A 22701-nucleotide genomic window follows, 5' to 3' on the forward strand; every position below is an offset into this window, starting at 1 on the left:
GGCGTGGCGAAGACGACGGGGCCGGGGCGGCCGAAGGCGATCTCTCGGGAGATGCTCGCCGAGGCGGCGTGCGAGCTGTTCCTCGAACAGGGGTACGACGAGACGAACGTGGCCGAGATCGCCTCGCGCGCGGGAGTGGGGCGCTCGAGCTTCTTCAACTACGCCGCCGGCAAGGCGGATCTGCTGTGGGGCGGGCTCGACGAGCGGATCACGGAGATCGCCAGCGCGGTCTCCAGCGGCGAGGCGCCGGCCACCGCCCTGCGGCGCCTGGCGGACGGCTTCGCCCCCGACGCCCTGGCGCTCGCGTTCGCGAACGCCGAGACGATGCGGATCGAAGCACACCTCGAACGCGAGTCGGCGCTGCGTGCCTGGCGGATCGCCCACATCGCGTCGCGGGGACTGCGTCGTACGGGGACCGATCCGCTTGTCGCGGAGGTCACGGCAGGCGCATACGGTGCCGCGGCGCTCGCCGCGATCCGCGCGTGGGCGGCTGCGGGCGCGGGGACGGCGCCGCTGGCGGACCATCTCGAGCGCGCGCTCGACGTCCTGAGCGGCCCGGGGTCGTCCCTCGACTAGAATCGAGGCCACCATGGCTACTTTCGGCACGCTCTCCGACCGTCTCGTCGAGACATTCAAGAATCTCCGCACGAAGGGTCGCCTGTCGGCCTCCGATGTCGACGGCACCGTGCGCGAGATCCGGCGCGCCCTGCTTGAGGCTGACGTCGCGCTGGAGGTCGTGAAGAAGTTCACGGCCGACGTGCGCGAACGCGCGCTGAGCGACGAGGTCAACAAGGCGCTGAACCCCGCGCAGCAGGTCGTGCAGATCGTCAACGAGGAGCTCGTGGCGATCCTCGGCGGCGAGCAGCGCAAGCTGCAGTTCGCCAAGACGCCGCCGAGCGTCATCATGCTCGCGGGCCTGCAGGGATCCGGTAAGACGACCTTCGCCGGCAAGCTCGCCAAGAAGCTCAAGGACGACGGCCACACGCCGCTGCTGATCGCGGCCGACCTCCAGCGTCCCAACGCAGTGAACCAGCTGCAGGTCGTCGGCGAGCAGGCGGGCGCGACCGTCTACGCGCCCGAGCCCGGGAACGGCGTCGGCGACCCGGTCAAGGTTGCGAGGAGCGGCGTCGAGTTCGCGCGCCAGAAGCAGCACGACATCGTCATCATCGACACGGCCGGCCGCCTCGGCGTCGACGAGGAGCTGATGAAGCAGGCCTCGAAGATTCGCCGCGCGACGGACCCCGACGAGGTGCTCTTCGTCATCGACTCCCTGACGGGCCAGGACGCCGTCAACACCGCGCGCGCGTTCCAGGAGGGCGTCGACTTCACCGGCGTCGTGCTCTCGAAGCTCGACGGCGATTCGAAGGGCGGTGCCGCGCTGTCGGTCGCCTCGGTCACCGGCCGTCCGATCATCTTCGCCTCGAACGGTGAGACTCTCGACGCGCTCGAGGAATTCCACCCCGACCGCATGGCGAGTCGCATCCTCGACCTTGGCGACGTGCTCACCCTCATCGAGCAGGCGCAGCGCACCTTCGACCAAGAAGAGGCGCAGAAGGTTGCGGAGAAGCTCGCGAAGGAGGCCTTCACGCTCGACGACTTCCTCGAGCAGATGCAGCAGGTCAAGAAGATGGGGTCCATGAAGAAGATGCTCGGGATGCTCCCGGGCATGGGCTCCCAGATGAAGCAGCAGCTGGAGGGCTTCGACGACAGCGAGATCGACCGCACGGAAGCGATCATCCGCGGTATGACGCCGGCGGAGCGCCACAACACCCGGATCCTCAACGGCTCACGCCGGGCGCGCATCGCGCGCGGCTCCGGTGTCACGGTCACCGAGGTCAACCAGCTCGTGAACCGCTTCGAACAGGCGGCCAAGATGATGAAGAAGGTCGCGCGCGGCGAGTCCACCGGCATCCCCGGGATGGGGACGATCCCCGGCCAGAAGACGGGAGCGTCGACGAAGCGCGGCAAGAAGGGCAAGAAGGCCAAACACGTCGGCGGGCAGTCGGGCAACCCGGCGAAGCGCGCGGCGCAGGCGAGCGGACAGCCGCCGGCGCAGCCGAGCGGATCCGGCTTCGGCCTCGGTGCGGCTGCCGCCCCAGAGGCGCCGAACGAGACCGATATGGCCGAAATCCAGAAGCTCTTCGGCAAGTAGGCGTCTCGGTAAGCTGAGCGCCATGCCGCACGATACTGCCGCGTCTGATTTCGACGCGTCCAGCGCCCCGCGGGCGAATCCGCTCTCCTATCCCGGACGCCGCCCGGCTGCATCGGTGGTCATCACCGAAGACGCCATCTGGCAGATTCGTGATCGCGACGGCGGGGAGCTCCAGTGGCGCTCGGATCACGCACAGCGCCTTCCGAACTGCCGCGTGGAACTCACCGTGACCGAACGCGAACGACTCGGGCTGTCGCGCACCGCATTCCCACACCTGTCGTCCGTGCTCGAGGAGTCGTACGGAATCGGCCCGGATCCGCGCGTGCCCGTCCTCGCAGTCGGTTCGAACGCGGCGCCGTCGCAGCTGCGACACAAGTTCTCCGGCACGGCGGTGCCGCTCGTCGTGCCGTCGATCCGCGCGCGTGTCGAGGGCATGATCGCGGGATTCTGTTCGTTCGTCTCGCCGCTGGGGTACGTCCCGGCGACCGTTGTTCCGGAGGAGGGCGCCGTCACGGAGATGGCGCTGCAGCTGCTCGACGATCAGCAGCTTCGGGAGCTCGATCGGAGCGAGGCCTCCGCATATCGACGCGTCTGGGTCGAAACGCCGATCCTGCTGGAGACGGGCGAGCGGCTGACCGGCGCCTACGCCTACGTCGCTCGTGACGGCTGTCTCGCCGGCGAGGAAGGTCCCTGGATCATGGGCAGCCTCGACCAGGAGCGGCCCGATGCGGTCGCGCCCGAGCGTTGGTTCGCGGATCAGCGTTCCGTGCTCGAACGAATCGGCGAGGAGCCGGCCGTCGCCGCGGTGGTGGGATCGGAGCCGGAAGAGATCGTCACACGACGGTCCAGCGTCGCGGAGTCCACCGAGGCACTGCGCGCGGCCGGACTCGTTCGTGAAGAGAATCCGCTCTGGGACTTGCGCGATGAGATGGGGGCGCGGCCGCGCCGGTACGGCACTCTGATCGACGCGAGGATCGTCAAGGAGGAGGACGGCGAGGTCGTCGCGATCTCGGGGCGATCCAACGATTTTCTCGAGCGACGTGGCCGATCGGTGGTGCGCTTCGGCCGCGAGCTGGATCGGCTGCTCGGACATCCGAGGCACGTCGAGCTGGTGTCGGAGGCATTGCTCGATGTCGCGGGTGATCGAGCCCCGCGCACGATCGCCACGGTGCTGCGAGGAGGCGATGATGCGCCGCTCCCCGCGGAGGGCATCGAGATCGATCACGTGCTGCGGATGGGCATGGGCGTCGAGGCGGGCGAAGAGGTGCGCATCCGTCCGGTCGCGGTGAGGCGACAGCGATGGTCGGACGTGATCCTCGGTCCGCCGAACTCGCTCACCATGCGCGTCACCCTCGCCGACACGGCCTCGACGGAGCGCGATGTCTGCCTCATGAGCCGGCTCTCCTTGCAGCTGCTCGGGGTCTCGAGCGGCGACTACGTCGTGCTCGAAGGCGGTCCCGATGCGATGGGCGAGGTCCAGACGTTGGCCGTGAAGGCCTTCGAAGTGCCGGAGGATGTGCAGGCCGAGCGCGAACGCGTGTCGAACGGCATCTGGGGGGCGCGCTTTCCCGGTGTCAGGGAGACGCTCGGCGTCTGGCCGGATATTCCGACCATCTTCGTCGATGCATCGACGCGCGCCCGGCTCGGCATCGCGCCGCAGCAGTTGGGGACACTGCGCGCACGACCCGCGCGGCTGCAGCAGTTCGGCAGTGAGCTGCGCGAGATGATGCTCCTGCTCGCCGTGGCGCTGATCGGCGTCGTTGCGATCGTGCCCAGCGTGGTGATCGCGCTCGTGCTGATCGGAGCGCTCGTCGTCGGCACCTTCACCCTCACCGTGGCGAAGCTCCGGCGCCGACTCTCCCACCCGAGACAGCGCGCCTGAGCGTCCGCCTCGCCTCAGACGTCGTCGTCGACCCAGCCCATCGACTTCGTCACGGCCTTGCGCCAGAGACGCAGCGTACGGTTGACTTCGTGCGACGGCAGCTGCGGTTCCCAGCGCCGGTCCTCCTGCCAGTTGCCCCGCAGCTCATCGAGGCTCTCCCACACGCCGACGGCGAGGCCGGCGGCGTAGGCGGCGCCGAGCGCGGTCGTCTCCGTGACGACGGGACGGACGACCGGCACGCCGAGGACGTCTGCCTGAAACTGCATCAGCGCGTCGTTGGCGACCATTCCGCCGTCGACCCGCAGCTCCGTCAGATCGAGCCCGGTGTCGGAACCGACGGCGTCGAGGACGTCGCGCGTCTGGAAGGCGACCGCCTCGAGGGCCGCGCGAGCGATGTGGGCCTTGTTGGCGAACCGGGTGAGACCCACGATCGTGCCGCGGGCGTCGGCGCGCCAGTACGGTGCGTATAGCCCGCTGAAGGCGGGCACCAGGTAGACGCCGCCGTTGTCCTCGACGCTCGCTGCGAGTTCCTCGACCTCCGGCGCTGACGAGATGATGCCGAGCTGGTCGCGCAGCCACTGGATGAGCGATCCGGTCACGGCGATGGAGCCCTCGAGAGCGTACTGCACGGGGTCGTCGCCGAGCTTGTAGCCGACCGTCGTCAGCAGCCCGCCGTCCGAGAGCACCTTCTCCTCGCCGGTCTGGAAGATGAGGAAGTTGCCCGTGCCGTACGTGTTCTTGCTCTCGCCAGCGTCGAACGCGGCCTGTCCGAACGTCGCTGACTGCTGATCTCCGAGGATCCCCGCGATCGGGGTCTCGCGCAGGAGCGAGGAATCCTTCGCGTGCCCGTAGATCTCGGACGACGAACGGATCTCGGGCATCATCGCGCGCGGCACCTCGAAGGCCTCTAGGATGTCGTCGCGCCACGTCAGTGTGTCGAGATCCATGAACATCGTGCGCGAGGCGTTGGTGACGTCGGTGGCGTGTATGCCACCGTCCGACCCGCCCGTGAGGTTCCACAGCACCCACGTGTCGGTCGTGCCGAAAAGCAGCTCGCCGGCCTCGGCGCGCTCCCGTGCGCCCTCGACGTTCTCGAGGATCCACGCGATCTTCGTGCCCGCGAAGTAGGTCGCCAGTGGCAGCCCGACGACGTCGCGGAACCGGTCGGCGCCGCCGTCGGCGGCGAGGCGATCGACGATGTCCTGTGTGCGCGTGTCCTGCCACACGATCGCGTTCGCGACGGGCGCGCCGGTCGCACGATCCCAGACGACGGTCGTCTCGCGCTGATTGGTGATGCCGATGCCCGCGATGTGGTGGCGCGTGAGCCCGGCGCGGCTCAGGGCGAGGCCGATCACCTCCTGTACGTTGCGCCAGATCTCGCTCGCGTCGTGCTCGACCCAGCCCGCGCGGGGCAGGATCTGCTCGTGCTCCTTCTGGCCGCTTGCGACGACGCGACCGTCGCGATCGAAGATGATCGCGCGCGACGAGGTCGTGCCCTGGTCGATGGCGAGGACGTGATCGGGCATGCGGTTCTCCTTCGAACGCGGGGTCAGGCAGTGGCGCGCGTGGCGAGGTCGATGCCGTTGCGGTCACGCAACTCGGCGATGGTCTCGGCGACCTCGTGGCGGCGACGTTCGTCGTCCCAATCGAGCAGGGGAGCCAACGCATCGGCGATCCGCTCGAGAAGCTCGTGCGTGACGGCGCCGGTGAAGGCGAGGTCGGTGCGTCGCTTCACGACGTCGGAGAGCCGGGTCACGTGTTCCTCGTCGACCATCCACGCGAGTTCCCGCGTGGACAGCCGATCGCCGGCGATCGGCACGTCGTCGTCGTCTTCGAGTACGCGCCAGACCTCGGCGGCGCGCGTGCCGTAGCGCGACAGCAGGACGGGACCGCGCGAGCCGGCGCCGGGCAGACGGGATCGCAGCCACACGTCGCGCGCGCGATCCGACGCCGGATAGTCACGACCGCCGCTGATCGCACGGCCGAGTGTCGTCTCGACGCGTGGCGCCCGAAGCAGGCGCAGCGTCACATCGGACAGCGTCTGGCCGAGGGAGCGGAACGTCGTCCACTTCCCGCCGACGAGGGTGACGAGGGTGGTGCCACCGTGGTCGGCGACCTCGATTCGGTAGTCGCGCGAGATCTGCCCCGGGTTCGCCGCGTCGCTCGCCGGCAGCGGTCGGATCCCACTGAAGCGGTAGACGATCTCGTCGCGGCTGACGGCGATCTCGGGGAAGATCTCGCCGATGAGAGCAAAGAAGTAGTCGACTTCCTCCTCGGTGCAGCGCACTGGCTCCGCCGGATCGGCGTCGATATCGGTCGTCCCCACCATCGCTCGTCCCTTGAGCGGGTAGATCAGCACGATCCTCCCGTCGGCGTTCTCGAAGAAGATCTCGCGCCCGCCCGTCGCGGCGACGAGCTCGGGATTGTCGAGCACGATGTGCGAGCCCTTCGTCCCGCCCATGAAGCGCGTGGGGGAGCCGAGTGCGCTGTTGGTGAGGTCGGCCCACGGACCGGTCGCGTTGATGATCACGTCGCAGGCGACGCGGAACGTCTCGCCGCTGTCTCGGTCGGTCAGGGCGATGGAGCCGCCATCGAAACCGGTTGCCTCGACGTAGTTGACGGCGTGAGCGCTGCGGCTTGCGGCGAGCCCGTCGGCCAGAACATCGAGAGCGAGGCGCTCGGGATCGTGCATCGACGCATCGAAGTACGTGGCGGTCCAGGTGACATCGGGCGCGAGTTTCGGAAGCTCGGCGTGCGAGGCGCGCCGACCGCGGAAGCGGTGCCAGGGTGTGCGGCGGCCGGTGGTGGCGAACAGGTCGTAGATGATGAGGCCGAGCTTGATCAGCACGGCCCCGCGCTCGGTCGGGCGCCCTGCCCGCCCCGTCAGGAAACGCAGCGGCGCCTGAATCAGGCCCGACCAGAACCGGCGAATGGGGATCGTGGTGCGCAACGGCCGGACGCGGTGAGGGGCGGTCTTCAGCAGGTCGTTGCGTTCCCGCACCGACTCGCGCACGAGGCGGAACTCGCCGTTCTCGAGATAGCGAATACCGCCGTGGATCATATGGCTCGACGCCGCGGACGCGCCCGACGCGAAGTCGTCGCGCTCGACCAGCAGCACGTCGACGCCCTGCAGCGCGAGGTCGCGGAACGCGGCGATGCCGTTGATGCCGCCACCGATGATGACGACGTCGGCGCGGCCCCGATCCCGCGCGGCTTCGACGGACTTCCGCATACCCCCAGCGTAACGACTGTGAGGGGGTGTCGCCTCGGGGTGCGCGCGACTGCGGAGGCAGGCCGCGTCAGCGGTCGAGCAGCGTTCGCGAGAGCCTTGGTTCGTTCAGGATCCCTCGGCGCGGCCGATGCGCCAATAGCCCATGAAGGCGACGGCGCGGCGGTCGATTCCGACGTCACGGACGAGGTGACGGCGCAGCGACTTCACCGCGCTGGCCTCACCGGCGATCCAGGCGTACAGCGGGGCCGACTTCAGGGCGGCGCCGCCCTTCGCCGTCCGCGGCACCTCCCAGAGCAGGTCGCGGTCGATGTCGATCTCCTCGACGTCGGCGCCGAGGCCGTCCGGGCAGAGCAGGCCCGCACGCGCCCGCACGGTCGCCTCGAGGTGATCATGACGACCGCCGTCGGTACGGCCAGCGACGAACACGTCGAATCCCGGATGCGGCGGCAGATAGGCTGCATCGCGCGTGTCGGGCAGCTCCAGCACGACCGTGCCCACGACATCGCGGGGAAGCTGCTCCAGGATCACTGCGATCGCGGGGGCGGCGGTCTCATCTCCGACGAGGAGCACGTGATCCGTCTGCGCGGGCGGCACGAAATCGATGCCGAGGCTGACGGGCTCGTGGTGGATCGTCGGCGCATAGACGAGGAGCTCGTCGCCGACGGCGGCGTCCGCGATCCATGCGGAGGCGGGTCCGATCACGTCATGCGCGACCATGTCGATGTCGATCTCGCGGTCGGCGGTCCGCACGGCACGGGTCGTGTAGGTGCGGAATGGCGGACGTGAGGTCTCCGGCATCGCGCGCCATTCCGTGTACCAGTCGGCGCCGGTCGGCATCGCGTCGAGGGGTGCCGATTCCGACGGGAAGACGACCTTGATGCGCTGGTCGTAGCCCGGGTCGCCGTACTCGGAGATGTCGTCGCCCGTCAGCGTGAAGCGACGGAAGCTCGGCGTGAGGTCCTGGATCTGCGTGACGCGCGTGCGGAAGAACCTCGAGGGTCGCGTGTCGAGGGCGAAGGTCATGCGGTGTCTCCTTGTCGGGCGGGGGCGCCGGTGTGGTGGCGGCTGCGGGGGATCACGAGTGGGGTCGCGGAGACCGGGTCGTCGATGACCTGGGCGTCGAGTCCGAAGACGTCGGCGATCAGCTCCGGAGTGACGACGTCGCGCGGCGCGCCGTGCGCGAGGAGGCGGCCATCGCACATCGCGAAGAGATGGTGGGCGTAGCGCGCCGCGAGGTTGATGTCGTGGAGCACCATCGCGATCGTCGTGCCGCGGTCGCGGTTCAGATCGGCGAGCAGGTCGAGCACATCGATCTGGTGGGCGAGGTCGAGGAACGTCGTCGGCTCGTCGAGGAGCAGTACGTCCGTGTGCTGCGCGAGCGCCATGGCGATCCAGACGCGCTGCCGCTGCCCTCCGGAGAGCTCGTCCACGGCGCGGTCAGCGAGCTCTGCGATGCCGGTGACGTCGAGCGCCTCGGCGACGGCGCGGTCATCGGCGGCCGACCACGAGCGGAACATTCGCTGGTGAGGGTGTCGCCCCCGGCCGACGAGGTCGGCGACGACGATGCCCTCGGGCGCGATCGGCTGCTGCGGCAGCAGGCCGAGCGTCTGCGCGAGCTGCTTCGTGGGCATCGTGCCGATCGCGTGCCCGTCCAGGAGCACGGATCCGTCGCGCGGCGCGAGCAGGCGCGACATCGTCCGCAGGAGGGTTGACTTCCCACAGGCGTTGGCGCCGACGATCACGCTGATGCGGCCAGGCGGGAGCAGGAGGTCAACGCCGTCGACGATCGCCCGCCCGCCGTATCCGGCCGACAGCCCGCGTACTTCGAGCAGATGCGTTTCGGTCACGAGGATCCTCCGAGACGGCTCGTGCGGATGAGGAGATAGAGCAGGTACGGCGCGCCGACGATGCCGGTGATCACGCCCACGGGGAACGCGGTGTCGAACGCGTACTGGCCGACGAGATCCGCCGCGAGCACGATGCAGCCGCCGACGAGCGCTGCCGGGACGATCGCGGGACGGCCTGGTCCGACCAGGCGCGCGGCGATCGGCCCCGAGAGGAACGCGACGAACGCGATCGGTCCGGTCGTGGCGGTGGCGAAGCACGCAAGCGCGACGGCGCCGACGATCAGGAGGATCCGCGAACGGTCGACCTTCACACCGAGGGCCGTCGCGGACGCGTCGCCGAGCTCGAGCGCACTGAGATCGCGCGACAGGACCATCACGAGCGGCACGATGACGATCACCGCGATCGCGAGCGGCGCAAGGTCGTCCATGCCGACGCCGTTGAGGCTGCCGGTGAGCCAGCGCATCGCGACCGCCACGTCCCACTCGGCCGCACGCTGGATCAGATAGGCGACGACCGCGTCGAGCATGGCGCCGATTCCGATGCCGATCAGGATCAGGCGTCCGCCCGTCGAGTCGCGCCCGCGTGCGGCGAGGGCGATGACGGCCGCGGTCGCGATTCCGACGGTGAGCGCGAGGGCCATCGTCGCGCCTGCGGACCAGTGGAGGACGACGAGCGACAGCACGGCCGCGGCGCTCGCGCCGGAGGTGATGCCGATCACGTCTGGGCTCGCGAGCGGATTGCGGAGCATCGTCTGGAATGTCGAGCCGGCCACGCCGAACGCCAGGCCGGCGAGCACGCCGCCGATGAGCCGCGGGACGCGCAGCGTGCCGACGGTGAACGAAGCGCCAGGCACGTCCTCGCCGAGCAGAACCGCGACCACGTCGGATGCGGGATAGATCGTGTTGCCGAGCATCAGCATCGCCCCGGCCAGGGCCACGAGGAGTGCTGTCAGGCCGCCGCACACGATGGCGCGTCGCCGGAGGCGGCGGCGACGGCCGAACCGGATGGTGGTCGCGACGGCAGTGGCGGTGGCGGTGCTCACAGTGCTCTCATCCGCGTGCGGCGGGCGATCACGACGAGCACGGGCGCACCGAGGAAGGCGGTGACGATGCCCGCCTCGACCTCACCCGGCGATCCGATGACGCGTCCGAGTGTGTCGGCGAGCGCGAGCAGGGCGGCTCCGCCGAGGGCAGAGAGCGGCAGGATCGCGCGCTGGTCGGGGCCGACGACGAGGCGGACGGCGTGGGGGATCATGAGGCCGACGAAGGCGATCGGGCCGGCGATCGCGGTGACGGCGGCGCAGAGCACGACGCCGGCGGACGCCGCGACGGCGCGCGTGAGTCCGACGCGGACGCCCAGTGCCCGCGCGACGTCGTCGCCGAGCCCGAGAGCGTTGAGTCCACCCGAGCAGACGGTTGCCACCACCGCCGCGACGATCAGGAGTGGGGCGACGACCGCCATGGCCTCCCAGTCGGCTCCTCCCGTGCCACCGACCTGCCAGAAGCGGAAGTCGTTCATGGCCGCGAGCCGGGGGAGGAGGACGGCGCTGACGAGGGAGGACAGCGCCGCCGTCATCGCCGCGCCGGCGAGCGCCAGCTTGATCGGTGTCGCTCCACCGGGGCCGATCGATCCCACGACGTAGACGATGACGGCGGCGAGCGCGCCGCCGACGAGGGCGAGGCCGAGGTAGTCGAATGTTGTCGTCGCGCCCAGGAAGGCGATGCCGCAGACGACGAACAGCGCCGCGCCGGTGTTGACACCCAGGATGCCCGGGTCGGCGATGGGGTTCCGGGTGACGGCCTGCATCACGGCGCCCGAGACGGCGAGCGCCGCTCCCGCCACGATCGACAGGACGGTGCGCGGAATGCGCTCCGCGACCGCAATGGCGCCGATCCGCTCCGCCACGTCGCTGCGCAGCCATGCGCCGAGCCCCTCGGCGATCTCACCGAGGGTGACGGCCCGCGAGCCGAACGCGAGCGACGCCGCCACGGCGATCACCACGAGGACGACACCGCCGATGGCGACGACGATCACCCGCGGCGATCGTGCGACGCGGTGCGGAGCGGGCGCGAGAGTCACTCGACGTGCGAGGCCGCGTCGTCGAGCAGTGCGACGTAGTCGTCGAGCATCCACGGGATGGACAGCGCGGTGGGGGTCACGGATCCGCTGAAGGCGTCTCCGGAGCCCACGGCGACGACCGCGCCGTTCTGCACGGCGGGGACCGTGCTCCACAGGGGGTCGTCCTGCATCTCGGCGAGGACCTGGTCGTCGCCGTAGAGCACCATCACGTCGACGTCGTCGATGATGTCGGCATTCTCGGCGGCGATGTCGGTGTAGAACTCGCCCTTCTCCGACACGTTCAGCGCGAGCTGCGGGAAGTCGAATCCGAGGTCGCCGAGGAACGCGGTGCGGGCGTCGCCCGTCGCGTAGATCGAGATCACCGACAGGTCGGACGGGGTGACGTAGAAGAACGCGGCGGTCTTGCCCTCGAAGCTGTCGATGTCGGCGGTCGCCTCGGCGATGCGCTGATCGAGGTCGGCCACGAGCTCGTCGCCCTCTGCGGCGAGGCCGAGCGCGGCGGAGTCGATCTCGATGGCTTCGCGCCACGGCGTGTACCAGGGGATCTCCGGGTAGGCGACGGTTGGGGCGATCTTGCTGAGCGTCTCGTACTCGTCGGCCGTCAGCCCCGAGTAGCCCGCGAGGATGACCTCCGGCTGCGCGTCGGCGATCGCCTCGAAGTCAACGCCATCTGCGGTCTCGAACACGGTGGGTTCGGGGGCGCACAGCTCGTCGTATGCGTCGAGCGTCCAGTCGTAGAGACCGAGTCCCTCGTCACCCGTCATCGACCACGTCTGATCGTCCGAGCCGACGGGCGCGATGCCGAGCGCGAGCGCGACGTCCTGGTTCCCCCAGCCGATGGACGCGACCCGTTCGGGGGCCTGTTCGATCGTGGTGGTCCCGAGGGCGTGGTCGATCTCAACCGGGAACGTGCTCGAGGCCTCGGGATGCGCCGCTGCGTCGCACGCCGCGTCGTTCGCCGAAGGGCCTTCGCCGGCGACCGATGAGCCGGATCCGCACGAGGCGAGGAGGAGGAGCGACCCGGTGAGCGCGGCCAGCGAGATGACGCGGCGGTGGGGAGACATGAGGACCTTTCGAAGGCAACGTGATGTGTATGCGGCGACCGGGTGAGGCCACGATAGGTAAGGCTTCCCTCATTTTACGTCGAGCGCAAGTCTCGTGTCGCGCGGCGTGTTCGCGAATGGTCCGTGCATCTGGCAGAATGGGACGTTGGAACGCGCGCTCGACCCTCTATCCAGCGCCCGGATCCGACCTTTTGAGCTTCTGTCGGCGTGCATGACCCCACGCGTCCGACGACCAGTTCGTTCACTTCACCGAAACCACAGGAGAATCGTGGCCGTCAAGATCCGTCTGAAGCGCATGGGCAAGATCCGTGCGCCGTACTACCGCATCGTCGTCGCTGACTCGCGCACCAAGCGCGATGGACGCGTCATCGAGGAGATCGGCAAGTACCACCCGACCGAGGAGCCCTCGCTCATCGAGGTCGAGTCCGAGCGCGCGCAGTACTGGCTGTCCGTCGGCGCTCAGCCGTCGGACCAGGTCCGCACGCTCCTGAAGATCACGGGCGACTGGGGCAAGTTCACGGGCGACAAGGATGCCAAGAGCACGCTCAAGGTCGCCGATGAGAAGAAGACCTACGAGGCCGACACCGCCAAGAAGTCGGTCGTCAAGCCCAAGGTCGAGAAGAAGGCCGAGGAGCCCGCTGAGGCTCCCGCCGAGGCGCCCGCTGACGAGGCGCCCGAGGCCGACGCCGAGAAGTCGGAGTAATTCCGATCGTGTTGGCCGCTGCGCTCGAACACCTCGTGAAGGGCATCGTGGATGCTGAGGACGAGGTCCGGATCGACGAGGTTTCGACCGGTCGTGGTGACGTGCTCGAGATTCACGTTGCCGAGGCCGATCGTGGACGCGTGATCGGGCGCGGCGGCCGCACGGCGAAGGCGTTGCGCACGCTCGTGTCGGCGCTTGCCGACGATCGGCGCGTGCGCGTCGACGTGGCCGACGACTGATGGCGGCCAGTCCCAAGAACCAGCTTCGCGTCGGCCGTGTGCTCAAGGCGCACGGGCTCAAGGGCGCCCTGAAGCTCGAGCTGTACACCGACGACCCCGAGGCGCGTTTCACGCCGGGTGCGTCGTTCACGCTGCAGGTGCCGGAGACATCCGAATGGCACCGCAAGACGATCACGGTGCGCGCGTTCCGCTGGATGAACGCAAGCCCTGTCGTATTTCTCGAAGGCGTGGAGGACCGCACACAAGCGGAGACGCTCATCAAGGCGATCCTGTGGGTGGACCAGGACGACCTCGGGCCGAACGACGAGCCCGATGCCTGGTACGACCACCAGCTGATCGGGCTCGACGTCGTCCGCGACGACGCGATCGTCGGGCGCGTCGCGCGCGTCGACCACATGCCGGCGCAGGACCTGCTGATCGTCACGGTCGGCGAGACCGAAGTGATGGTCCCGTTCGTCTCCGAGATCGTTCCGGAGGTCGACATCACCGGAGGTCGCGTCGTGATCACGCCGCCTGCCGGATTGTTCGAGGAGCTCCCCGGCGAGGACGGGTGACCGCCCCCGCCCCGACCCGTGCGCCGCTCCCGTTGTGGGCGGCGTTCGTCGCCTCCGCGCTCGGCGGCATCTCGCTTGACGCGTCGTTCCCATCGTTCGGCGTCTGGCCGTTGGCGTTCGTGGCCGTCGCGCTCGCCCTCGTCTCCCTGATCGGCCGCCGGTCCTGGGCGGCGTTCGGCGTCGGCGCGGCTTTCGGCGCGGCCTTCTACTTTCCGCACATCGACTGGGCGGCGAGCTTTCTCGGCGATCACCCACTCAGCTGGGTGCCGTGGGCGGCCCTCGCCGGCATCCAGACGTTCTTCACCGCTCTCGGCGCCGTCGTCCTGACGCTGGCCTACCGGTGGAGTCACTCCCTCATTGGGCGTCCCGGAGTCCGCGTCGCCGCGACCGCGCTCCTCGTCGCGGGGGTCTGGACCGCGCGGGAGCTCATCATGGGGTCGTGGCCGTACGGCGGCTTCCCGTGGGGTCGGATCGGCATGAGCCCGTCCGAGAGTCCTCTCGCGACGGTGTCGTCGTGGGTGGGGGTGACGGGACTGACCTTTCTCATGGTCGCGATCGTGGCCCTGGCGATCGAAGCGGTGCGCTGGTCGACCATGGCTCGCGGTCGCTCCTGGTGGTCTCTGAGCGCGCCTGTCGCGCTGCTCGCCATCCTCGTGGCCGTGCCCGCCTTCCCGACCGAGGTCGTCGGATCCTTGCGGGTCGTCGCCGTGCAGGGCAATGGGCCCACTGCCTACATCGATGAGCACGGTCGCTACGACGTTCTCGACGCGCAGCTCGCCGCCTCGGCACCGGCAATCGGCGAGGACGCCGACGTCGTGGTGTGGCCGGAGGGCGGGGTCGGTCTGGACCCGGCCACCGACGCGAACGCCGCTCGTGTGCTCACCGCCGCCGCTGACGCCTTCGACGCCCCGATCCTGCTGAATGCGGCGGTCGCTGACGGCGACGCCGTCTACAACCGATCGATGCTGTGGCGCGACGGCGTCGAACAGTCGCACGACAAGCGGTACCCCGTGCCGTTCGGCGAGTACGTGCCGCAGCGCGAGTTCTACGAGGCGATCGTGCCGTCGCTGATCCAGATGATCGGGCGGGAATACACGCCGGGGACCGATGCACCGACGATGGCGATCGGCGAGGCGACGGTGGGCCTGGCGATCTGCTTCGACGTGATCTTCGACGACCACATCGACGAGACGATCGACGGCGGAGCGCAAGCGCTGATGTTCCAGACGAACAACGCCGACTTCCGCGGCACCGACGAGAACCTGCAGCAACTCGCCTTCGCGCGGATGCGGGCGATCGAGACCGGCCGCAGCGTCGTCAACGTCTCCACCGTCGGCACGAGCCAGCTGATCCGCGCCGATGGCACGACGATCGAGCAGATCGGCGTGGCGGAGGCCGGCGCGCTCGTCGCGGATATCGAGCTGCGCGAAGGTGCGACGCCCGCCGTGGTCGCGGGGTCGTGGATCCGTGGCTTCCTCCTGTGGATGCCGCTTCTCGCGGTCGCCATCATGGGAGCGCTCGTCGACCGGATGAGGCGGTTGCGCCCCGCCGAGTAGCCTGGGCTCATGGCTGAGCACTATTGGTACAACCTCAAGACTGGCGAGGTCGAGTACGGGCGCCTCTCACCGGCAGTCGACCGGGCCGGCCCGTTCGACACGGCCGAGGAAGCCGCGCGCGCTCCCGAGATCATGGAGCAGCGCACGAAGGCGTGGGAGGAGGACGAGAAGCGCGAAGACGAGTGGGATCAGTGAATTAGGCTCGGTCTCATGGACAAGCAGCAGGATTTCGTGCTTCGCACGATCGAGGAACGCGGCGTCAAGTTCGTGCGTCTGTGGTTCACGGATGTCGTGGGGACTCTCAAATCCGTCGCGATCGCCCCCGCCGAGGTCGAAGGCGCCTTCACCGAGGGCATCGGTTTCGACGGATCCGCGATCGAAGGACTCACCCGCGTGCAGGAGAGCGACTTGCTCGCGCGCCCCGACCCGTCGACCTTCCAGTTGCTGCCGTGGCGCGGCGACGTCGACCCGACGGCGCGGATGTTCTGCGATCTCGTCACCCCTGACGGGGAACCGGCGGTCGCGGATCCGCGCAACGTTCTGAAGCGCACGCTCTCGAAGGCTGCCGACGCGGGATTCACGTTCTACACGCACCCGGAGATCGAGTTCTATCTCTTCAAGCCGGGCCCGCGTGATCAGGTCCCCACCCCGGTCGACCAGGCGGGATACTTCGACAACGTGCCGGGCGGTACGGCGCATGACTTCCGCCGCCGCGCCGTCCGCATGCTCGAGGAGCTCGGCATCTCGGTCGAGTACAGCCACCACGAGGCGGGGCCGGGCCAGAACGAGATCGACCTTCGCTACGCCGACGGCCTGACGATGGCCGACAACATCATGACCTTCCGCACGGTCGTGAAGGAAGTCGCCATTGAACAGGGCGTGCACGCCACGTTCATGCCGAAGCCGATCGCGACTGAGCCCGGAAGCGGCATGCACACCCACATGTCGCTTTTCGAGGGCGACTCGAACGCCTTCTACGACCCGTCGGCGCCTCATCAGCTGTCCACCACGGGGCGGCGCTTCATCGCAGGACTCCTGAAGCACGCGGGTGAGATCTCGCTCGTCTTGAACCAGTTCGTGAACTCGTACAAGCGCCTCTGGGGCGGCGACGAGGCCCCGAGCTACATCACCTGGGGACACAGCAACCGTTCCGCGCTCGTGCGGGTTCCGATGTATAAGCCCGGGAAGGGGCAGTCGGCGCGGATCGAGCATCGCGGCATCGACTCGGCCGCGAACCCCTACCTCGCGTATGCGCTGTTCGTCGCGGCCGGGCTGAAGGGCATCGAGGAAGAGTACGAGCTCCCCGCGGAGGCCGAGGACAACGTCTGGGCCCTCAGCGCGGGGGAGCGGCGCGCGCTCGGCTACGAGTCGCTGCCGATGAGCCTCGACTACGCGATCGGCCAGATGGAGGACAGCGAGCTCGTCGCCGAGACCCTCGGCGAACAGGTCTTCCGCTATGTCCTCGCGAACAAGCGGCGTGAGTTCGAGCAGTACCGTTCGCAGGTCACGTCACTCGAACTGCTCACGACGCTCGACGTGGTGTGAGCGCGCGATGACGGGATCCGGTCGTCCGGCGACGCGGTCGCGCCTCTCGCGAGCGGGGTTCGTGGATCTCACGGAGGCGACCCGCGCGCTCGACGAGCTGGTCGAGCTGACCGGTGCCGCGCGCGAGGACCTCATCCGCGGCGGCGCCCGCAGCGCGGATCCGGATGCCGCGGTCCTCGCGATTCTCGCGATCGCGCGTCGCGACGCACAGGCCGCGCGTCGCGTCATCGACGACGACCGTGCCGCCCGACTGCTCTGGCGTATCGTCGGGGCGTCGGCGGGGCTGGCCGATTTCCTGCTGCGTCGTCCCGATGCGCTCGCGGAGGTGACAGGATTCACCGGGCGGCTGCCGACCGCCGAGGAGATGTCGGCGCGAATGCTCGACGCCGTCGCCGGCTCCGGCGACGATCCAACGAACGCCCTGCGCGCCGAGTACCGCCGCCTGCTCCTGCGCATCGCAGCCGTCGACCTGTCGGCCGCAGATCCCGTCGAGGTCGTCGCCGCCGTGTCCGCGGCACTGTCTGATGCGGCTGCGGCCGCGCTCGACGCCGCACTCGCCGCCGCCAGAATGACCCTCGTCGCGGAGGGGCAGGCGACCCCGGAGGAGGTCGACGCCACGCGTCTGGCGATCATCGGGATGGGTAAGGCCGGCGCCCGGGAGCTCAACTATGTCTCCGATGTCGACGTGATCTTCGTCGCCGACGGCGGTGAGGACCTCGACGAGGCCCGCATGATCGAGGTCGCGACGCGCTTGGCGAAGCGGACGATGCAGGGGATCGGCGAATACGACACCGAGCCGCCGCTGTGGGAGGTCGACGCGAACCTGCGTCCCGAGGGGAGGCAGGGGGCCCTCGTGCGCACGCTTGCCTCGCATGTGGCGTATTACGAGCGCTGGGCCGACCTGTGGGAGTTCCAGGCGCTGCTGAAGGCGCGTGCTCTCGCGGGCGATCGCGAGCTCGGCGCGGCGTACGTCGACGCGATCCGCCCCTTCGTCTGGTCGAGTTCGGAACGCGAGGGGTTCGTCGGCTCCGTGCAGGGCATGCGCAAGCGCGTGAGCGACAACATCCCGAAGGACGAGATCGATCGGCAGCTGAAGCTCGGCCCCGGCGGACTGCGCGACGTCGAGTTCACCGTGCAGCTGCTGCAGCTCGTGCACGGGCGTGGCGATGCGGGCGTCCGGGAGCGGGGCACACTCGCGGCGATCGACAGCCTTGTCGACGGCGGCTATATCGGGCGCGACGACGCGGCATCTTTCTCGACCGATTATCGGATCCTGCGGTTGCTGGAGCACCGCCTGCAGCTGCAGCAGCTGCGGCGCACGCATCTGATGCCGGCCGATGACGAAGGAAGGCGCGTGCTCGCGCGCGCGACGGGGCTGTTCGAGGTGGACGGCGCGTTCGCCGGCGGTACCGCCAAGGACGTGATGGCCACGTGGGCGCGCGTGAAGCACGAGGTGCGCGACATCCACGTGCGGCTGTTCTACCGCCCGCTGCTGTCCGCTGTCGCGGCCACCGAGTACGACGCGCGCGCCCTAACGGGAGCCGAGGCGCACGACCGGCTCGCGGCCATCGGATTCCAGGATCCGCGCAGTGCCCTCGCACACATCGGCGCGCTCACGAAGGGCGTGAGCCGCAAGACGACCGTGCAGCGCACGCTCATGCCGGTGATGCTGCGGTGGTTCGCCGAGGGGGTCGACCCTGACGGCGGTCTCGTCGCCTACCGGCGCATCAGCGAGCGCCTCGGCGACAGCCCCTGGTTCCTCCGGATGCTCCGCGACTCGGCGGGCGCGGCGGAATCTCTCACGATGCTGCTGAGCGGGTCGCGCTATGTCGGGGACCTCATGGAGTGGATCCCGGAGTCGGTCGCGTGGCTCGACAGCGGCGAGCAGCTGCGCCCGCGAGCCTTCGAGGTGCTCGATCACGAGGCGCGCGCGATCGTGCGACGGCGCGCGAAGGTCGCCGATGCGGCAAAGGGGATCCGCGCGATGCGTCGCCGAGAACTGCTGCGCACGGCGATCGGATCGATGACCGGCGCGCTCACGATCAAGGACGTCACCACGGCGCTCACGACGATCACGGACGTGACGATCTCGGCGTTGCTCACCGCGGTCTGCCGCGACGTGCTCGGAACCTCCTACGCCTCTGTCGAGTTCGCCGTGATCGGGATGGGGCGCTACGGCGGTGCCGAGATCGGCTTCGGATCCGACGCGGACGTGCTCTTCGTCTACCGCGCGGGCGAGGTCGAACCGCACGTCGCGGAGCCGCTCGCGCGGAAGATCGTCTCGGGGCTGCGCGAGGCTTCGGAGGACGCGTTGGTGCCGCTCGAGCTCGACGCCGAGCTGCGACCCGAAGGGCGCAAGGGCCCCGTGGTGCGCACGCTCGATGCATACGCGAACTACTACGAGAAGTGGTCCGTGTCGTGGGAGGCGCAGGCGCTGCTCCGCGCGCGGCCGGTGGCGGGCGACGAGCCCCTGCTCGCGGATTTCATGGCTCTCGTCGATGAGGTGCGCTATCCGTCGGATGCGAAGGAAGCCGACGTGCGCGAGATCAAGCGGATCAAGGCACGCGTGGAAGCCGAGCGGATCCCCGGCAGCGTGGATCCCGCGCGCCACCTGAAGCTCGGACCCGGGGGACTCGCCGATGTGGAATGGCTCGTCCAATTGATCCAGATGAAGCACGCGCATCGCGTGCCGGAGCTGCGGACGCCTCGGACGTTGCATGCGCTGCAGGCCGCCTTCGACGCCGACCTGCTCGAACGCTCGGCCGGACGCCGTCTCGGCGCCGCCTGGCGTCTTGCGACGCGCCTGCGCTCCGCGAACACGCTGCTGACGGGCAGGACGAGCGACCTGCTGCCGACCGACTATCGGTCGCTCGACGGCATCGGGCGCATCCTGGACCGCCCGGCGGGATCCGGCCAGCTTGTAGAAGAGCAATGGCTGCGCGCCGGACGACGGGCCCGTCGCACCTATGAGGACGTGTTCTACGATCTGTAGTATGACCGGTTCGACGTCCCGTGGCAGCACCTCGCGCTCGCACGTGGACGTCGGCCGTGACGCCGTGATGACGTTCCGCGCGGCGGCGATCGCCGTCGCCGACGCGCTCGTTCGGCAGACGACCCCGCGCTTCGGTGACCGTCGTTACGGCATGTGCGGACGCCTGCGGACCTACGACACCTTGCTCGAGCACTGAGGGAGAGGAGCCCGTCATGCGCATCGCCGTGCCGGCCGAGATCAAGAACAGCGAGAACCGGGTCGCCGCGATCCCCGCGGGCGTGGACGCGCTCGTGCAGCGCGGGCACGAGGTGTTCGTGCAGGCCGGCGCAGGAGAGGGCTCACGGATCGCGGACGACGAGTACGCCGCTGCCGGGGCGACGATCCTCACGGGCGCGGAGGAGACATGGCGCGCGGGGGACCTCGTCCTGAAGGTCAAGGAGCCCGAGGCCTCCGAGTACGCGTATCTGCGAGACGACCTCACGCTCTTCACCTACCTGCACCTCGCCGCGGACCGCCCCTTGACGGAGGCGCTCATGCGCGCCGGGACGACGGCCGTCGCGTACGAGACGGTACGTGGGGCGGACGGATCGCTTCCCCTGCTCACGCCCATGTCGACGGTCGCCGGGCGGCTGTCGGTGGCCGTGGGCGCCTACCACCTCATGCGCGCTCAGGGCGGTCGCGGATCACTGCTCGGCGGGGTCCCCGGCGTTCCGCGCGGGAACGTCGTCGTGATCGGCGGCGGCGTCGCGGGGGAGAATGCCGTGGCGAACGCACTCGGGCTCGGCGCCCGCGTGACGGTGCTCGACGTGGACATCGACCGTCTCGGAGAGCTGGAGGCGCGGTTCGGCAACGGGCTCGTGACGCGTCACTCCACGCGCTTCGCCGTGGCGGATGCCGTGGCGGACGCGGATCTCGTCATCGGGTCCGTCCTCATTCCGGGAGCTGCGGCGCCGAAGCTCGTCACGGATGACATGGTGCGTGCGATGCGGCCCGGATCCGTGCTCGTCGATATTGCGATCGATCAGGGCGGCTGTTTCGAGGGGTCGCGTCCGACGACGCACGACGCCCCGACCTTCACCCGCCACGAGTGCATTTACTACTGCGTGACGAATATGCCGGGCGCGGTGCCTGCCACGTCGACGCATGCGCTCACCAATGCGACGCTCCCGTACGTCCAGCGTGTCGCCGACCGCGGCTGGGATGCGGCGGCCGACGCGGACTCCGCTCTGGCGGCGGGCCTCAATGTTCGCGGCGGCGAGATCGTCAACGCGGCGGTCGCCCGCGCGTTCTCGTGACGGAGATGACGCGGCCGCGCCGCCTCGGTTGAGGAGGCGCGGCCGTCAGTCCTCAGTCGTCTGCGTCGATGCCCATGCCGGGCACGGCCGTATCACCGGGGGCGGCCTTCACCGCATCCTCGATGCGCTGCCCGATGACCGGGTCGACGTTCTTCCAGTACTGGAACGCGTTGGACAGCACGGGCTCGGCGACGCCGTCGAGTGCACCGGCGACGGTCTTCACGAACTCGTCGCGCTGGGCATCGTCGAATACCTCGCGCACCAGGGTGCCGGGCTGGCCGAAGTCGTCGTCGTCGGCGTGCAGGTTGTATGCGTGCCGTGTAAGTTCGCCGTCGGCTTCCCACCCGTTCTCCACCGGGCCCTCCTCGTCCGACCACGAGTCGCCGAATGAGTTCGGGGCGTACACGGAGCGCGCACCGGTGTGGTCGTACCACATGTTGCCCTCGAAGTTGTAGGTGTGCACCTCGTTGATGGGGCGGTTGACCGGCAGTTGCTGGAAGTTGGTGCCGACGCGATAGCGCTGGGCATCCTGGTACGAGAACGTGCGCCCCAGAAGCATCTTGTCCGGCGAGTTCCCCGTGCCGGGGACCATGTTCGCCGGCGAGAAGCTCGCCTGCTCGATCTGGGCGAAGAAGTTCTCCGGGTTGCGGTTCAGGGTCATCGTGCCGACCCTGATGCGCGGGTAGTCCTTCTTCGACCACACCTTCGTCAGGTCGAACGGGTTGAACCGGTACTCCTTGGCCTCGTCGTACGGCATGATCTGGAAGTACAGATCCCAGGACGGATGCTCGCCCCGTCCGATGGCCTCGAAGAGGTCCTGCCGATGGAAGTCGGCGTTGGCCCCGGCCATCTGCTCGGCCTCCTCGTTCGTGAGGTGCTCCATGCCCTGGTTCGTCTGGAAGTGCCACTTCACCCAGAACCGCTCGCCGGCGGCATTGACCAGCGAGTAGGTGTGCGAGCTGTATCCGTTCATGTGCCGCCAGGTCTTCGGCAGTCCTCGCTCACCCATCAGGTAGGTGACCTGGTGGGCGGACTCGGGGTTGTTGGTCCAGAAGTCCCACTGCATGGTGCCGTCGCGCAGTCCGCTGTCGGGCAGGCGTTTCTGGGAGCGGATGAAGTGGGCGAACTTCATCGGATCGCGCACGAAGAAGACCGGGGTGTTGTTGCCCACCATGTCGAAGTTGCCCTCTTCGGTGTAGAACTTCAGCGCGAAGCCCCGCACATCGCGCCACGTGTCAGGCGAGCCCAGCTCTCCCGCCACGGTGGAGAACCGCGCCAGCATCTCGGTCTTCTTCCCCGGCTGAAGGAAGTCGGCCTTGGTGTACCGCGAGACGTCCTCGGTGACCTCGAACGTGCCGAAGGCGCCCGCGCCCTTCGCATGTGGACGGCGCTCTGGGACGTTCATCCGGTTGAAGTGCTGCATGGTCTCGATCAGGTGATGATCGTGCAGCACGACCGGACCATCATTGCCGACGGTGAGTGAGTTGCGGTCACTGACGGCCGGGATGCCCGCCTGCGTGGTGGATCCCGTGGCGTTGGGCGTCTTCTTCTCCATCTCGT

General features: G+C 69.1%; 20 protein-coding genes. 12 read left to right on the forward strand and 8 right to left on the reverse strand.

Annotation, left to right across the window (positions count from 1 at the left end):
- Positions 1–3: 3 nt before the first annotated feature.
- From IEW87_RS08910 to IEW87_RS08920, 3 genes are read left to right on the forward strand one after another with little or no spacing between them, the layout of a single operon-like run.
- Entirely contained in the window at positions 4–576 is a 573-nt protein-coding gene (locus tag IEW87_RS08910; RefSeq protein ID WP_188711891.1) for a TetR/AcrR family transcriptional regulator, read from the forward strand.
- A 13-nt stretch (positions 577–589) separates the two neighbouring features.
- A complete protein-coding gene (ffh, locus tag IEW87_RS08915; RefSeq protein WP_188711892.1) occupies positions 590–2152 on the forward strand; it encodes a signal recognition particle protein in 1563 nt (520 codons plus the stop codon).
- Positions 2153–2174: 22 nt separating this feature from the next.
- A complete protein-coding gene (locus IEW87_RS08920; RefSeq protein ID WP_188711893.1) occupies positions 2175–4034 on the forward strand; it encodes a gamma-glutamylcyclotransferase in 1860 nt (619 codons plus the stop codon).
- Positions 4035–4048: 14 nt separating this feature from the next.
- On the opposite strand, the gene glpK is transcribed toward IEW87_RS08920, so the two are convergent.
- The 7 genes from glpK to IEW87_RS08955 form a co-directional block, all read right to left on the reverse strand.
- Positions 4049–5560, reverse strand: a complete 1512-nt coding sequence (gene glpK, locus IEW87_RS08925; protein WP_188711894.1) for a glycerol kinase GlpK — start codon at positions 5558–5560, stop codon at positions 4049–4051.
- Positions 5561–5583: 23 nt separating this feature from the next.
- A complete protein-coding gene (locus IEW87_RS08930) occupies positions 5584–7266 on the reverse strand; it encodes a glycerol-3-phosphate dehydrogenase/oxidase (RefSeq protein WP_188711895.1) in 1683 nt (560 codons plus the stop codon).
- A gap of 105 nt (positions 7267–7371) precedes the next feature.
- Positions 7372–8289, reverse strand: coding sequence for a siderophore-interacting protein (locus tag IEW87_RS08935; protein ID WP_188711896.1), 918 nt, complete (start codon positions 8287–8289; stop codon positions 7372–7374).
- Entirely contained in the window at positions 8286–9113 is an 828-nt protein-coding gene (locus IEW87_RS08940; protein WP_188711897.1) for an ABC transporter ATP-binding protein, read from the reverse strand. Before IEW87_RS08940 ends, IEW87_RS08935 begins: the two co-directional genes overlap by 4 nt.
- Positions 9110–10156 carry a FecCD family ABC transporter permease gene (locus IEW87_RS08945; RefSeq protein WP_229731052.1) on the reverse strand — a complete coding sequence of 349 codons (1047 nt, stop codon included), beginning with the start codon at positions 10154–10156 and terminating at the stop codon, positions 9110–9112. The genes IEW87_RS08940 and IEW87_RS08945 overlap by 4 nt, the downstream gene beginning before the upstream one ends.
- Positions 10153–11148 (reverse strand): FecCD family ABC transporter permease, encoded by a 996-nt coding sequence (locus IEW87_RS08950; RefSeq protein ID WP_229731053.1) that lies wholly within the window; start codon positions 11146–11148, stop codon positions 10153–10155. Before IEW87_RS08950 ends, IEW87_RS08945 begins: the two co-directional genes overlap by 4 nt.
- A gap of 41 nt (positions 11149–11189) precedes the next feature.
- The gene (locus tag IEW87_RS08955; protein WP_188711899.1) at positions 11190–12257 is read right to left on the reverse strand and encodes an iron-siderophore ABC transporter substrate-binding protein; all 1068 of its coding nucleotides are present in this window, start codon (positions 12255–12257) and stop codon (positions 11190–11192) included.
- Positions 12258–12525: 268 nt separating this feature from the next.
- On the opposite strand from IEW87_RS08955, the gene rpsP reads away from it, so the two are divergent.
- The 9 genes from rpsP to ald are packed head-to-tail and all read left to right on the forward strand — an operon-like array spanning position 12526 to position 21141.
- Positions 12526–12960, forward strand: coding sequence for a 30S ribosomal protein S16 (gene rpsP, locus IEW87_RS08960; RefSeq protein WP_188711900.1), 435 nt, complete (start codon positions 12526–12528; stop codon positions 12958–12960).
- Positions 12961–12968: 8 nt separating this feature from the next.
- Positions 12969–13199, forward strand: coding sequence for a KH domain-containing protein (locus IEW87_RS08965; RefSeq protein WP_188711901.1), 231 nt, complete (start codon positions 12969–12971; stop codon positions 13197–13199).
- Entirely contained in the window at positions 13199–13753 is a 555-nt protein-coding gene (gene rimM / locus IEW87_RS08970; protein WP_188711902.1) for a ribosome maturation factor RimM, read from the forward strand. Before IEW87_RS08965 ends, rimM begins: the two co-directional genes overlap by 1 nt.
- On the forward strand, positions 13750–15309 hold the full coding sequence (gene lnt, locus IEW87_RS08975; protein ID WP_188711903.1) for an apolipoprotein N-acyltransferase: 1560 nt from the start codon (positions 13750–13752) through the stop codon (positions 15307–15309). Before rimM ends, lnt begins: the two co-directional genes overlap by 4 nt.
- Positions 15310–15318: 9 nt before the next feature.
- Complete coding sequence (locus IEW87_RS08980; protein WP_188711904.1) at positions 15319–15504, forward strand: SPOR domain-containing protein; 186 nt, start codon at positions 15319–15321, stop codon at positions 15502–15504.
- Positions 15505–15519: 15 nt separating this feature from the next.
- A complete protein-coding gene (locus IEW87_RS08985; RefSeq protein WP_188711905.1) occupies positions 15520–16854 on the forward strand; it encodes a glutamine synthetase family protein in 1335 nt (444 codons plus the stop codon).
- A 7-nt stretch (positions 16855–16861) separates the two neighbouring features.
- Positions 16862–19846, forward strand: a complete 2985-nt coding sequence (locus IEW87_RS08990) for a bifunctional [glutamine synthetase] adenylyltransferase/[glutamine synthetase]-adenylyl-L-tyrosine phosphorylase (RefSeq protein ID WP_188711906.1) — start codon at positions 16862–16864, stop codon at positions 19844–19846.
- A 1-nt stretch (position 19847) separates the two neighbouring features.
- Complete coding sequence (locus IEW87_RS08995; RefSeq protein ID WP_188711907.1) at positions 19848–20042, forward strand: hypothetical protein; 195 nt, start codon at positions 19848–19850, stop codon at positions 20040–20042.
- Between the two features lie 16 nt (positions 20043–20058).
- Positions 20059–21141: an alanine dehydrogenase gene (gene ald, locus IEW87_RS09000; protein WP_188711908.1), complete on the forward strand. Its 1083-nt coding sequence runs from the start codon at positions 20059–20061 to the stop codon at positions 21139–21141.
- A gap of 52 nt (positions 21142–21193) precedes the next feature.
- Here ald and IEW87_RS09005 read toward each other — a convergent pair whose 3' ends face one another.
- On the reverse strand, positions 21194–22696 hold the full coding sequence (locus tag IEW87_RS09005; RefSeq protein ID WP_188711909.1) for a catalase: 1503 nt from the start codon (positions 22694–22696) through the stop codon (positions 21194–21196).
- Positions 22697–22701 lie beyond the last annotated feature (5 nt).

This window comes from Microbacterium faecale, assembly GCF_014640975.1.
Lineage (GTDB): Bacteria > Actinomycetota > Actinomycetes > Actinomycetales > Microbacteriaceae > Microbacterium > Microbacterium faecale.

Coding starts and splice junctions, on each gene's coding strand:
- ffh (WP_188711892.1), top strand. CDS start 590: ATGGCTACTTTCGGCACGCTCTCCGACCGTCTCGTCGAGACATTCAAG.
- IEW87_RS08920 (WP_188711893.1), top strand. CDS start 2,175: ATGCCGCACGATACTGCCGCGTCTGATTTCGACGCGTCCAGCGCCCCG.
- glpK (WP_188711894.1), bottom strand. CDS start 5,560: ATGCCCGATCACGTCCTCGCCATCGACCAGGGCACGACCTCGTCGCGC.
- IEW87_RS08930 (WP_188711895.1), bottom strand. CDS start 7,266: ATGCGGAAGTCCGTCGAAGCCGCGCGGGATCGGGGCCGCGCCGACGTC.
- IEW87_RS08935 (WP_188711896.1), bottom strand. CDS start 8,289: ATGACCTTCGCCCTCGACACGCGACCCTCGAGGTTCTTCCGCACGCGC.
- IEW87_RS08955 (WP_188711899.1), bottom strand. CDS start 12,257: ATGTCTCCCCACCGCCGCGTCATCTCGCTGGCCGCGCTCACCGGGTCG.
- rimM (WP_188711902.1), top strand. CDS start 13,199: ATGGCGGCCAGTCCCAAGAACCAGCTTCGCGTCGGCCGTGTGCTCAAG.
- IEW87_RS08980 (WP_188711904.1), top strand. CDS start 15,319: ATGGCTGAGCACTATTGGTACAACCTCAAGACTGGCGAGGTCGAGTAC.
- IEW87_RS08985 (WP_188711905.1), top strand. CDS start 15,520: ATGGACAAGCAGCAGGATTTCGTGCTTCGCACGATCGAGGAACGCGGC.
- IEW87_RS08990 (WP_188711906.1), top strand. CDS start 16,862: ATGACGGGATCCGGTCGTCCGGCGACGCGGTCGCGCCTCTCGCGAGCG.
- IEW87_RS08995 (WP_188711907.1), top strand. CDS start 19,848: ATGACCGGTTCGACGTCCCGTGGCAGCACCTCGCGCTCGCACGTGGAC.
- ald (WP_188711908.1), top strand. CDS start 20,059: ATGCGCATCGCCGTGCCGGCCGAGATCAAGAACAGCGAGAACCGGGTC.
- IEW87_RS09005 (WP_188711909.1), bottom strand. CDS start 22,696: ATGGAGAAGAAGACGCCCAACGCCACGGGATCCACCACGCAGGCGGGC.